General features: G+C 60.1%; 13 protein-coding genes. 11 read left to right on the top strand and 2 right to left on the bottom strand.

The annotated features are described in order from the left end of the window. Positions 1–23 precede the first annotated feature (23 nt). The 6 genes from D3791_RS05130 (at position 24) to D3791_RS05105 (ending at position 5310) form a co-directional block, all read left to right on the top strand. Positions 24–842 (top strand): hypothetical protein, encoded by an 819-nt coding sequence (locus D3791_RS05130; protein ID WP_172511484.1) that lies wholly within the window; start codon positions 24–26, stop codon positions 840–842. A 69-nt stretch (positions 843–911) separates the two neighbouring features. Beyond that, a complete protein-coding gene (locus tag D3791_RS05125; RefSeq protein WP_172511483.1) occupies positions 912–1565 on the top strand; it encodes a peptidyl-tRNA hydrolase in 654 nt (217 codons plus the stop codon). An 87-nt stretch (positions 1566–1652) separates the two neighbouring features. Then, positions 1653–2609: a formimidoylglutamase gene (gene hutG, locus D3791_RS05120; RefSeq protein WP_172511482.1), complete on the top strand. Its 957-nt coding sequence runs from the start codon at positions 1653–1655 to the stop codon at positions 2607–2609. A gap of 123 nt (positions 2610–2732) precedes the next feature. Further along, a complete protein-coding gene (locus D3791_RS05115; RefSeq protein ID WP_246242347.1) occupies positions 2733–3686 on the top strand; it encodes a metal ABC transporter substrate-binding protein in 954 nt (317 codons plus the stop codon). Then, positions 3683–4438, top strand: a complete 756-nt coding sequence (locus tag D3791_RS05110; protein ID WP_061953955.1) for a metal ABC transporter ATP-binding protein — start codon at positions 3683–3685, stop codon at positions 4436–4438. Before D3791_RS05115 ends, D3791_RS05110 begins: the two co-directional genes overlap by 4 nt. Further along, positions 4435–5310, top strand: coding sequence for a metal ABC transporter permease (locus D3791_RS05105; protein WP_172511481.1), 876 nt, complete (start codon positions 4435–4437; stop codon positions 5308–5310). Before D3791_RS05110 ends, D3791_RS05105 begins: the two co-directional genes overlap by 4 nt. 55 nt (positions 5311–5365) lie before the next feature. On the opposite strand, the gene D3791_RS05100 is transcribed toward D3791_RS05105, so the two are convergent. Both D3791_RS05100 and D3791_RS05095 read right to left on the bottom strand, forming a co-directional pair. Further along, entirely contained in the window at positions 5366–6316 is a 951-nt protein-coding gene (locus D3791_RS05100; RefSeq protein ID WP_172511480.1) for an HNH endonuclease family protein, read from the bottom strand. Between the two features lie 217 nt (positions 6317–6533). Further along, on the bottom strand, positions 6534–7211 hold the full coding sequence (locus tag D3791_RS05095; RefSeq protein WP_172511479.1) for a metal-dependent transcriptional regulator: 678 nt from the start codon (positions 7209–7211) through the stop codon (positions 6534–6536). Positions 7212–7475: 264 nt separating this feature from the next. On the opposite strand from D3791_RS05095, the gene D3791_RS05090 reads away from it, so the two are divergent. The 5 genes from D3791_RS05090 (at position 7476) to D3791_RS05070 (ending at position 12969) form a co-directional block, all read left to right on the top strand. Then, positions 7476–8510, top strand: coding sequence for a LacI family DNA-binding transcriptional regulator (locus tag D3791_RS05090; protein ID WP_172511478.1), 1035 nt, complete (start codon positions 7476–7478; stop codon positions 8508–8510). An 18-nt stretch (positions 8511–8528) separates the two neighbouring features. Next, positions 8529–10043 (top strand): sugar ABC transporter ATP-binding protein, encoded by a 1515-nt coding sequence (locus D3791_RS05085; protein WP_172511477.1) that lies wholly within the window; start codon positions 8529–8531, stop codon positions 10041–10043. Continuing rightward, positions 10044–11012 carry an ABC transporter permease gene (locus tag D3791_RS05080; RefSeq protein ID WP_022876078.1) on the top strand — a complete coding sequence of 323 codons (969 nt, stop codon included), beginning with the start codon at positions 10044–10046 and terminating at the stop codon, positions 11010–11012. Positions 11013–11052: 40 nt separating this feature from the next. Continuing rightward, entirely contained in the window at positions 11053–11991 is a 939-nt protein-coding gene (locus D3791_RS05075) for a substrate-binding domain-containing protein (RefSeq protein ID WP_172511476.1), read from the top strand. Between the two features lie 75 nt (positions 11992–12066). Further along, complete coding sequence (locus D3791_RS05070) at positions 12067–12969, top strand: ribokinase (protein WP_172511475.1); 903 nt, start codon at positions 12067–12069, stop codon at positions 12967–12969. Positions 12970–12987 lie beyond the last annotated feature (18 nt).

The raw sequence follows: 12987 nt of genomic DNA, 5'->3' as shown, positions 1-12987 counted from the left end.
GCGTAGGCAGAAGAAGGAGCAAAGTGGGTTCAATGAGGCGCGTCTGGCAAAACTGGTGGATGCAAATTGCTGGCGGCATACTGATCGCGATTATCGCGGTGCTGCCCTGGCTCTGGATCGGAGAAGAAGACCGTTCTATCCTGCCATTAGCCAGCAATGATGCCCTCGGCTTGATCATTGTTTTCACCCTGACCTCGCTGCTGGGCAGCTGGTTTGTTCGCCGCGTTGGACGAGGCAGAGCTGGTTTTACTGTCGTGAGTGCAGTGGGTTTGTTTCTTGGCATGCTCGGTCTGGGGGCCCAGGGCATTTATGCCACCAATCCGGCGGCCTTCAGCGGGAAACTCACGCAGGCATCGGTCACTCAGCTGTGGGTCTTTGGCGCCTTATTGGTGCTGAGCCAAGCTTGGTATTTTCTCAGTGCGAAATTGCGTCTGCCTGTAGCAACGCTTTTTTATGCAACGATGACCGTCAGCGTCAGCTATTGGTTGCAGATCATCGCATCGCTGGTTGCCGGTGCGCAGTCCTACTACATCTACCTCTGGTACGCGGGCCCCTTGGTCTTGGGCCTGATTCTTGGATTCGTCGGATTCCTGCGGGCTTCGAATCTGATCTTCTGGGTCCTCGCATTGGCGATTCAATGGGTCATGCCAGCGGTGGTCGAAAGCGCTGCGCGAGTGATCCAGTCGAATGTCGGATTTGCCCAGGGACTCAGGGCCTTCGGGAACGGATTCGGCACCGCGATCGCGGAAGTCGCTTGGCAGACGCCACTGCTTGTCAGCCTGGCAACCGCGATGCTGACCAGCGTCATCATCGTGATCGTGCGCAAGGTGCGTCGACGCTGATTCGGAACGGTGAAGCGCAGGCCCACTCTTGTGGTGAACCCGCGGGCATGCCACAGCTAGAATGAACTCATGGATGAACTGCGCGAACGCGATCCCGAAGAACTAGTCCAGCCCATTATTCTGCGCATCGATAAGGAAGACCCCTCGACCGAAGATGAGGGGCTGTCGGCAGTCTCGCGCGCCACGGTCATCGCCTACCTGCAAGATCCACATAACCCGGACTGGCAGCAGTGGGCCTCTCAAGCCTTCGCCAAATCCGTGCGTCGAGCCAACCCCAAGATGTTTGCCAAGGTCCTGGAGATGTTCCCGGACCAGATGGTCAGCGAGGTGGGCAAAGCCCAGGCAGTTGGCCTGCCACCGCTTCCCGCGGCGAATCTCCCAAAACTCATTGCCAAGCTGCAAGTCTCTGGAACAGAACTTCCGAAGAGCGACGAAGTATTGAATGCGACGGTGAATATCGCAGTGAATGATTCACTGAAGATGTCCACGGGCAAGGCCGCTGCGCAGTGTGCCCATGCGCTCTTTGCTTGGCTGACGGAATCCGATGGCGAAGGCATTGAAGCGTGGTTGAAAGTCCATGCGCCAGTGGGCATTCGTCACTTATCCCGCAAGGACTTTGACGCCCTCTCGCAACGAGCGAGCGGCCCGGTCATCCAGGATGCTGGGCGTACGGAAATCGAACCGGGATCAACCACGGCGTTTGTCTTCATTCAGCAAAACTAGCCAGTCAAGCAGGTGCTGTCCGGAATGCCGGACAGCACCTGCTCTTCTCTTGTAGACCGGGCAGGCCGGATCTGCTGTGCTGGACTCATGGGTGACGAAGGAAAAGCGGCAAAGGTTCCGACCGATCAGAATGCGCAGCAATGGTCAGGCCGGGTGGATGGCTCAGGCGCACAGCATTTGCGGTGGCATCAGCTGATCGCAGAGCAGGAATCTGAAAATCTGAGCGACGCGGTGGCGCTGATCGGATTCCGTTCTGATGCCGGGGTGCTGCGCAATCAAGGGCGCATTGGTGCTTCCGAGGGGCCGGCAGCATTGCGTTCCGCGCTGAGCCCCATGGCCATCCATAAGCATCGAACACTGGTGGATCTCGGGGACATTGTTGTCGGCGGTGACCAGTTGGAACCCGGCCAGGAACGACTGGCTGGTGCCGTGGTGCAAGCGCTGTCCTCCGGCGCCCTTCCCGTTATTCTCGGCGGCGGGCATGAGACTGCCTATGGAACCGGCCTGGGGTTGATCCGGCATTTGGCCGATGATCGGGCCACGAGGCTTGGAATCCTCAATTTGGATGCGCACTTTGATCTGCGTGATGAAAGTCGGCGGACCAGCGGCACCCCATTTCTCGACCTGTACCAAGAAATGCAGAGGCACGATCGAGAATTCCACTACGCGGTGCTGGGGATATCGCGCCCCGGCAATACCGCCGTGCTGTTTGAGAAAGCTGAAGAACTTGGCGTGCCCTACCTGCTTGACGAGGACTGCCAGCCCGAGATGATCTGGCAGTTTGTCCATGCGTTCCTTGAGCGCATTGACGTTCTGTATCTGACTATCGACCTGGATGTATTGCCCGCGAGCGTAGCGCCTGGAGTGAGCGCCCCGGCGGGCTACGGCGTCCCCTTCGAACGGATTCTCGCGGTGTGCCGGCAGGTGGTGGCCAGCGGGAAACTCGTTGTTGCTGACGTCGTCGAGCTGAATCCGCGCTTTGATATCGACTCCCGTACGGCGCGCAGCGCTGCCCGCCTGATTTATGAAATTTCCGTGGGATAGACGCAACGAAGATTGATTGTTTGACCCCTCGAACATTATCCTATGAGAGAGCGAAGATCATCGCTCCCGCTGTCCTGCAATGAGGTAGAGGCAGTGACGCGCAGTTCAGGATTCGAGGCATGAGTGAAAACGACGACTGGTCGACGCAAGCCAGCCGCCTGGCTGGCATTACTCGTTGTGCCGTGGCTCCTGCTTGTCACAGCATGCACGCCAGTCAATAATTCAAGGCCAGCAGATGCCCAGTCGAATGACCCTCGCCCGGTGGTGCTCACGACGTTCACGGTACTGCAGGACATCGCGCAAAACGTCGCTGGCGAACATCTTCGGGTGGAATCCATCACCCGGCGCGGCGCTGAGATCCATGGCTATGAACCGACTCCGGATGATCTGCGCCGAGCCTCTCATGCGGATCTCATCCTGGATAACGGACTGAACCTCGAAGCGTGGTTCGCGCAGTTCGTCCAAGAGAATTCCGCACCGCACATCACGGTCAGCGAAGATGTCGAACCCATCGGAATCGTGCAGGACGAAGGCGCAGGAAAGCCCAATCCGCACGCCTGGATGAGCCCGCTGAATGTGCAGCGCTACGTCGACACCATTGCCCAGGCCTTCGCTGACCTGGACCCAGAACACGCAGCTGACTACCGGCGCAACGCCAAGGAATACCAAGGCAAACTTCAAAAAGTGCAAGACGACCTGGACTCGGCACTCGAAGATATCCCGCAGCAACAACGCGTGCTGGTGACTTGCGAAGGAGCGTTCAGCTACCTTGCCAGAGACGCTGGCTTGAAAGAGAAATACCTTTGGGCAGTGAACGCGGAGTCACAAGCCACCCCGCGCAAGGTGGCTTCGGCTATCGATTATGTCCGCGATCATGACGTGCCGGCAGTCTTCTGCGAGTCGACCGTCTCGGACGCTGCCATGCAACGAGTCGTCGAATCGACCGATGCGAGCTTCGGCGGAACGCTGTATGTGGACTCCCTTTCAGAAGCAGATGGCCCGGTGCCCAGCTATTTGGAACTCATCACGCACGACACGGAACAAATTGCCCGGGCGTTGAAAGGACAAGCATCATGAACGTGAAGCAGAACCTCGACCTGGCCATCGACGTCACCGGCGCCACCGTGCATTACGGACAGGTGCTAGCCCTCGACCACGCTTCCCTGCAATTGGCGCAGGGCACTGTGTGCGGGTTGGTGGGCATGAACGGCTCAGGGAAATCGACTCTATTCAAAACCATCATGGGACAAATCAAACCCGACACAGGACGGGTCAAGATCAGTGGCACCGATCCGTTGCAGGCGCGCAAAAGCGGCAAGCTTGCGTATGTTCCGCAAAGCGAAGCCGTGGATTGGAATTTCCCCATCTCGGTCCGAGACGTCGTGATGACCGGCCGCTATGGGCAGATGGGATGGACCCGGCGAGCCAGGAAAATCGACCACGAAGCCGTGAACGAAGCCTTGGAGCGCGTCGAGCTCACCGACTTCGCCGATCGGCAAATCGGGCAGCTCTCCGGGGGACAGAAGAAGCGCGCTTTTGTAGCTCGCTGCATCGCCCAGGGAGCCAGCATCATGCTGCTCGATGAACCCTTCGCCGGCGTGGACAAGCGCAGCGAAGCGACCATTACCAAGCTTCTGCGCGAGATCGCCGATGCCGGTGGCAGCGTGCTGATTTCCACGCATGACCTGCAGGCCCTGCCGGACTTGGCCGACGAAGCGGTACTGCTGATGCGCAAGGTGCTGATGCATGGCCCGCCAGAACTCGTGCTGCGAGCAGAAAACCTAGCGCTGGCCTTCGGGCTGGACCCGATGAAACGAGAAGCATCATGAACGTGATTGAATTGCTCGCCGAACCGCTGAGCTACACCTTCATGATCCGCGCCCTGTCAGTCACGATCATCGCTTCGGTGCTGTGTGCATTGCTCTCTTGCTGGCTTGTGCTGATCGGCTGGTCGCTTATGGGCGATGCCGTCTCCCATGCGGTGCTGCCCGGCGTGGTCCTGGCCTATATTGTCGGAGCGCCCTTTGCCTTGGGTGCTCTCATTTTCGGGTTCCTGGCGGTGGCGTTGATCGGGGGAGTTCGGGACACCACCAAGCTGAAGGAAGACGCCGCCATCGGCATTGTCTTCACCACGCTGTTCTCCTTCGGCTTGGTGCTCATCTCGGTGACGCCCAGCCACATCGATTTGAACCACATCATCTTCGGCAATCTGCTTGGGGTTTCTTCGGCCGACTTGTGGCAGGTGTTGATTCTCGGCGCAGTGACCTTTGCAATTCTGATTCTCAAGCGCAAGGATTTCACCCTCTACGCCTTTGACCAGACTCATGCCCATGCCTTGGGCATGAACCCGCGAATCATCGGTGCGTTGCTTCTGGGGCTGCTCGCCATGACCTCCGTGGTGGCGCTGCAGGCCGTGGGCGTGATTCTAGTGGTCGCGATGCTGATCATCCCCGGGGCCACAGCCTTCTTGCTGACCGACAAGTTCACGAAAATGCTTGTCATCGCCCCGGCGCTCGCTGCCGGCGCCGGCATTCTCGGGGTGTACACCAGCTATTTCCTCGATACGTCCACGGGCGGCATGGTCGTGCTCGCGCAAGGTCTGATCTTCACGCTGGTCTACCTCTTCAGCCCTCGTCAAGGGCTGGTGGCGACGCGGATCGCAGCTAGCGAGAGGCGCAAATCATTGGCGGGCGTCCGGTAGGACCAGAGACAAAATGGGTGGAAGTCGAAGACTTCCACCCATTAGATCCGCGGCTTTATGCGCGCCAGCGAAGCTTGCCGTTGGCATCGTATTTGCAAGTGTAAACCTTGCCGGACTTGGCTTTGCCATGCTTTCCCTTATCAGCCTTCTTGCAGTAAGAGCCGGGGTGCACGGTGCCCTTGACGGTCGACGGCGACTTCTTCGATGCGGCCTTCTTCTGGTTGCCTGCGGGCTTGATCGCAGTAACTTTCGCGCCCTTCTGATTGCGGCAGGTGTTCAGGACCTTGGTCATCGCGTTCTTTTCAGCCTTGGTGACAGAAAGCGCATACTTCTTCTTGACGCTGATTTGGGTGGCGACGTACTGGCAACGGAAGCCCTTGTTCTTGGGCAGCCACTCGGCAGCATTCTTGTCACCCTTTTTGCGGTTGGCAGACGCATCAGCAGCGATCAGATTCAGCGGATCATTGGCCAGCGCTTGGCGCTGTGACGACGAGAGCTTCTGAGCGCCGGAGATCCAGGAGTTTTTCAGGGCAACCACGTGGTCGATGTCGACGCTACCGGACTTGACCTTCCAGTTGATCTTCTTGCCGGTGTACTTGTCGTGCAAGGTCCCCGATGCAACGGTGCACTTCTTGCGATCCTTGAACCTCACCTTGGACATGTCTCGGGACAGGGTGTCCTGGCGCTCATCGCACTTGTCGCGATCAAAGTCTTTCCAGCCATTGCCGAATTTCTTGTTTCGGTTGTAGCCCGTAGCGGGGGCCTTGCCCTTGACCGGAAGCGATTTGAGCATGCTCAGAGCCTTGGGGCCATCGAGTTTCGGTCCCGGGTTCACTTTCCGTGATTTGGTCGAAGCCAGTTCAATGACCAGATCTGGGCTGGTCAGCGATGGCTCCAGGACTGATTCTGAAACTGCCGTAGCCGGGGCAGGCGATTCCGGTGCGACGCTGCAACCGGTCAGAACCAAGACCGCTGCGCAAAGCAGAGCAAAGATTTTCCTAGACAAGATGAGAACTTTCGTGCGGGAGATGATGCGAGTGATCGCCAAAACACGCTGGTGAGGCATCAAATATAGAAACTTGAACATTCCAGTATGTGTGGCTGATACTCACTCTAATCCACAATCCGACAAATAAGCTCCCGGATCGTTAAAGGTGGTGCTACTGCCCTTGCCCCTTGCTGCTCGCGCAGCAGGAAACGAGGATGCTTGCCCAGGCGAATGGTCAGTCTCTAGGGGAGACCCAGACTGCATTGCTCGCCCGCGAGCCAAGGCGAAGGGTCGACTTTTTCCCTGCCACGCGCACGTTGATGGTCTCGGAAAAATCCTCGGCGGATGTCACGCCGAGCTCAACGCCAACATGTATGCCTTGGTCCGAGAAATACTGGAGTAGTTGCGAATCGTCGTCGGCGATGCGCTCAACGACAACGTTGCTTCCATCGGCGGCATCGCTCAGATTGATTGCGTCGGGAACACTGATGCGTCCTTCTGCGGTTGGAATCGGGTCGCCGTGGGGATCTCGTGTGGGGTGTTCGAGGAGGCTGTCGATGCGCTGGATCATGAAGTCTGAAACTGCATGTTCTAGATTCTCGGCCTCGTCGTGAACCTGGTCCCAGCGGTAGCCGAGCATCTGCACCAAAAAGGTTTCAATGAGGCGATGGCGCCTGACCATGGTTATCGCGTAGTCGCGGCCAAGATCCGTGAGGGTTACGGCGCCGTAAGGAGCGTGATCAAGCAACCCCTGGTGACGCAGCTTGCTCAGTGCACCGGAAACGGTGGAGAGCTTCATTCCGGCCTTGGTTGCAATGACGCTGGCGGTCACCGGCTCGCTGGACCACTCGTTGAGTCCATAGATGATCTTGAGATAGTTTTGCGCACTATCTGAGAGCTGATTAACCGACACATTTTCTATCTTAGCGATCGGAAGCCAAGCGGTACGGAAACCGCAGAAGAGTCCTTGGAAACGGGCTGTCTTTAAATCTGAATTATTTCGTGTTCTGGCTGACGTTTCACAGAAAGATCCAAGTCAAAGCAGGGAGTGATGTTTGCGCTGATGTGCTCTGCAACGGTGCGGGGCTTCGCGGTGTTGACAATTTTTTCGCACTCGTGGAAACTGTGTAATCGATTCCATGGAATCGATTACACGTAAGCAAAGGGGCTTATCGGGATGAATGCCGTCACCATCAAAGACGTGGCACTGGCCGCCGGAGTATCTTCGGCCACTGCCTCACGCGTTCTTTCCGGACACCCCGCCACCTCGGCTGATTCCCGCGAAAAAGTAGAAGCGGCCGCAAAGAGCCTTGGCTTTGTTCCCAACGCCCAGGCCCGCTCACTTCGCTCCACAAAAACCGACACCATCGCCTTGCTGATTTCCGATGTCCGCAACCCCTACTTCTCGGACCTCGCCCACTCGGTAGAACAGCAAGCCCATGAAGCCGGGATGATGACCTTCATCGGCAACGCCAATGAAGACACCCAGCAGCAAGACCAGTTCCTGGCCGCAATGCTCTCGCGCCGCGTGGATGGCCTCATCGTGGTCCCCCAAGGACTGGACGAGGACGCTGACCATCCCAGCGAAATGCTCCAGCGCATCATCTCTTCGAAAACCCCCATGGTTTTTGTGGACCGCACTCTGCCCCAGCTGGATATTCCATCCATATCAGCGGCAAGCGCCCAAGCCCTCGATGAGGCCATCGGACAGCTGAAGGCGCTGGGCCACCGGCACATCGCATTCCTCGGCGGACCTGCCCACGCATCGACCGCGCGCGAACGCCACCGCGCCTTCGACGCGGCACTGGCGGCCAACGGCTTGGAGACCGACGAGAAATTGCACTTTGCCGGCGACTTCCAAGCCGCCTCCGGTGCCCAAGGCGCTCGATGGCTGCTGGAACATGATCGGCGGCCCACCGCGGTGATCATCGCCGACGCGCCAATGGCTATCGGCGCGCTGACCATCTGGCGAGAGGCGGGAGTCAAGGTGGGCTCCGAGCTATCGGTCATTGCCTTTGACGAAGTGGATGCGATGCTCATGCATCACCCGCCGATCGCGACGATCAGCCACGACCTGCGCGCCATGGGCCGCGCTGCGGTCACCGCACTTCAATCAGTGATGGCTGGCAACGAGCCAGAACCCCAAGAATTCATCAGCCAATTCACCGCTCGGGCATCCCTTGCCCAAGCCCCGGAAACCCCCGGCGCCTAGGTGATGGAAGGAACAAGAATGAGTAACGACGCTCTGCTGGTCCTCGACAAGGTCTGCAAGTCCTTCGGCCCGGTACAGGTCATCGACAATGTCACCGTTGAAGTGCATGCAGGAAAAGTCTCGGTGCTGCTCGGCGAAAACGGTGCAGGAAAGTCCACCCTGATCAAGATGATCGCCGGTGTCCACGAACCCGACGCCGGACAGATCCTGTTCAAGGGACAGCCTGTGCGGATCCGGGACACCAAGACTTCCGAAGCCCTGGGCATTGCCACGATCCACCAGGAATTGAACCTGGTCCCGTCGATGACCATTGCCGAGAACATCACCTTGGGCCGCGTGCCACGCAAATTCGGCGTCATCAACCGCCGTGCCATGCGCAAGATCGCCCGCGAAGCCTTGGCCAAGCTGGAACTGGATCTCGACGTGAACACCCCGGTTGGGGAACTCGGCCTGGCCCAGCAGCAGCTGGTGGAGATCGCCAAGGCCTTGAGCCTTGAAGCCCGCGTCCTGATCCTGGACGAGCCCACCGCGGCATTGACCACCACCGAGATCGAGCACCTGTTCAAGGTGGTGAACCAGCTGAAGAGCCAGGGCGTTGGCATGGTCTTCATCAGCCACCACCTCGATGAGATCGCTGCCATCGGCGACTTCGTGAACGTGCTGCGCGATGGAAAATTCATCGCCACCGTCCCGGCTGACACCGATGAAAACGAGCTGGTCCGCCTCATGGTGGGCCGCGACATCGACGCCCAATTCCCGCGCGTGGCCAGCGAACCGGGCAACGAGCCGTTGCTGAGCGTCGAGAACCTCAGCGATGACCGGCTGAAGAACATTTCCCTTCAGGTCCGCCCGGGCGAGGTCGTCGCGCTGGCCGGGCTCATGGGAGCTGGACGCACCGAGCTGATCCGCGCCATCGCCGGGGCGGACAAGTACAGTTCTGGCACCGTGAAGGTCGCTGGCAAGAAGCTGGCCAGCTTCGACGTCGCAGCGGCCACCCGCGCGGGCATCGGCCATGTGCCCGAAGACCGCAAGACCCAGGGCCTGGTGCTGGATGCCTCGGTGGCCGAGAACATCGGCTACGCCACCTTGGTGGCCACTTCGAAGAACGGGCTGGTGGACCGCAAGGGCCAGAAGGCCCGGGCGCAGCAGGTCGCAGAACGCCTGCGGATCCGGATGAGCAGCATCGACGCGCCGATCCGGTCGCTGTCCGGAGGCAACCAGCAGAAGGCAGTGTTCGGCCGATGGTTCACCGCAGGAGCCAAGGTGCTGCTGCTGGACGAACCGACGAGAGGCGTGGACGTCGGCGCCAAGGTCGAAATCTACGAATTGATCAACGAGATCACCGCCTCCGGAGGCTGCGTGTTGATGGCCTCCAGCGAACTGCCCGAAGTATTGGGCATGTCCGACCGCGTCCTGGTGATGAGCCAGGGACGCATCGCCGGGGAACTGGCCACCAATCAAGCAACCCAGGACGCCATCATGGCCCTGGCCATCAGCAATGTGCATCGTGAAGAAGAAATGGGAATCAAGTAAATGAGCAGCGTAGCTACTGCCCCGAAGAAGGGCTTCGACTTCAAGGCATTTCTGGCCAATAACGGCGCGCTGGTCGGCCTGGTCATCCTCTGCTTGGCGCTATTTATCGCCACGCCGCGCTTTTTGACCGGGCCGAACCTGCTGAATATCGGCATCCAGGTCTCTACCATCGCGGTAATGGCCTTCGGCATGACCTTCGTGATCGTGGCCGCCGGCATCGACCTCTCGGTAGGTTCGGTGGCAGCCCTTTCCGCCATGGGTTCCTCCTACGCGGTTACCACCGCCGGGCTGCCCGATGGCCTGTCCATTCCGGTGGGCCTGGCCATTGGCGCACTGTCGGGCTGGGTCACCGGTGCGATGAGTGCCTACGGCAAGCTGCCGACCTTCATCGCTTCGCTGGCGATGCTTACCGTGGTGCGCGGCCTGACCCTGGTCATCTCCGATGGCCGCCCGATTTCCACCAGCTCCTCGGTGTCCTGGCTGGGCGATGATCTGGGGCCGATCCCGATGCCGATCATCATCCTGCTGGTCTCCGGCCTGCTCGCCGCCTTCGTGCTCAATCGCACCGTGATCGGCAAGAACGCCTTCGCCGTGGGTGGCAACACCGAAGCCGCACGCCTCTCCGGCATCCCGGTCAAGCGCGTGCTGGTCACCGTATTCGTGATCTCCGGGCTCTTCGCGGCGCTCTCGGGCATGATCCTGGCCGGCCGCCTGGATTCGGCCCAGCCAACCCTGGCCTCCGGGTACGAACTGGATGCCATCGCCGCTGTCGTCATTGGCGGCGCCTCGCTCTCCGGCGGTGTCGGACGCATCTCCGGCACCTTGATCGGCGCGCTCGTGCTGGCCGTGATCCGCAACGGCCTGAACCTGCTTTCGGTCTCCGCCTTCTGGCAGCAGGTCGTCATCGGCGCAGTCATCGCAATCGCCGTCGGCTTTGACGTGCTGCGCCGCAAGAACGTCAAGCACTAGATACTTCCACCAACCACCCTAGTTCAAAGGAGAACACCCCATGAAAAAACTGATTCGCACCACCGCAGCCATCACCCTGTCCCTCGGCCTTGCCGCGTCGCTGGCCGCATGCAACCGCGGCGAGAACGCCGCCGACGGCGCCTCGGTGACCCTAGCCGTATCCACCCTGAACAACCCGTTCTTCGTCGACCTGCGTGACGGCGCCCAGAAGGAAGCCGATGCCCAGGGCATCGACCTGTCGGTCGTTGACGCGCAGAATGACTCCGCCACCCAGGCCAACCAGCTGGCTACCGCCGCGACCAACGGATCGGCCGGTGTGATCATCAACGCCGTCGACACCGAAACCGCGGAAGCCGGCCTGGCCCCAGTGGTCAAGGCAGAACTGCCGATCGTCGCAGTGGACCGCGCCGTGGGCAATACCAAGATCGCTTCCTTCGTTGCCTCGGATAACGTGGCCGGCGGCGAGCAGGCTGCCAAGGCGCTGGCCGAATCCATCGATGGCAAGGGCAAGATCATCGTGCTCGAAGGCGTGCCGGGCGCTTCGGCAACCAATGAACGCGGCGAAGGCTTCACTAAGGGCCTGAAGGAATTCAAGGACATCGAGGTGGTCTCCAAGCAGACCGCGAACTTCGACCGTGCTGAAGCCCTGGACGTCGTGACCAACCTGATGCAGTCCAACCCGGATGCCGTGGGCGTACTGGCCATGAACGACGAGATGGCCTTGGGCGCCATCCAGGCGCTGGGCGACAAGGCCGGCAAGGACGTCAAGGTTGTCGGCTTCGACGGCACCGATGACGGATTCAAGGCAGTGGAGGCCGGCACCATGGTGGCCACCATCGCGCAGAACCCAGCTGAACTGGGCAAGCAGTCGCTGCAGATCCTGTCCAAGTCCATCAAGGGCGAAGAGGTCGAGGCCAACGTGCAGGTTGCCGTGGACACCGTGGATGAGAAGAACGTCGCCGAGTACGCAGGCGAGTAATCTTCATTTAGCAGTATCAATTCAAGGTACCGGCACCCACTGGCCGCCGGGAGAAGAGAACTAGAAGGACTAACTATGCAGCAGGACATCCAGGTCACCATCGTGGGCTCAAGCAACGTGGATATCACCGCGTTGATGGCACGTCTGCCCGGACCCGGAGAAACCGTGCTGGCAGATTCCTACCAGCTCTCGCCCGGCGGCAAGGGTGCCAACCAGGCCTTGGCCGCGCAGTTGGCCGGCGCGGCTACCGAGTTCATCGGGGCTGTAGGCCAGGACTCGCATTCCGAGGTTGCGCTCGGCCAGCTCGATGAAGAGGGCGTGAAGCTCGACCGCGTGGCTCGCACCATCGAACCTACCGGCGTGGCCATCATCCAGGTCGATTCCGGCGCGGAGAACTCCATCGCCGTGGTGTCCGGCGCCAACTCAACGGTCACCGGCGAAGCCGTCAAGGCCGCCGGTGCCATCGAAGGAATCCTCGTGCTGCAGGGCGAAATCCCCGCCTCGGGCATCAAAGCGGCCATGGATGCTGCCACCGATCGCATCGTGCTGAATCTGGCGCCGGTCATCGAATTGGAGCGCGACTACCTGCTCAAGGCCAACCCGCTAGTGGTCAACGAACATGAGGCAGCGCTGATCTTGGCGCAGCTTGATGGCAGCGAGAGCATTTCTACCGAGGCTGAACCGGTGATCGCCCAAAAGCTGATGGACCACGGGCTGGCTTCCCTGGTCATCACCCTCGGCGCCAACGGCTGCCTGGTCGCCGAGCAGGGCTCGGAGATCCAGCAGCTGCCGGCAGTAAAGGTCAAAGCCGTGGACACCACCGGTGCTGGCGACGCGTTCACCGGTGCCGTTGCAGCCCGCCTGGCACAGGGGGAGGACCTGGCTGAGGCCGCAGTGTTCGCCGGCAGGTTCGCCGCGCTCACCGTGCAAGCCCACGGTGCACAGGCTTCCTACCCTCGTTCGCTTGAGAACCTCTAAGACAATTCACTAAGCAAG

It is taken from the genome of Glutamicibacter mishrai (genome assembly GCF_012221945.1).
Lineage (GTDB): Bacteria > Actinomycetota > Actinomycetes > Actinomycetales > Micrococcaceae > Glutamicibacter > Glutamicibacter mishrai.
This window is presented reverse-complemented; position numbering and strand designations above follow the sequence as displayed.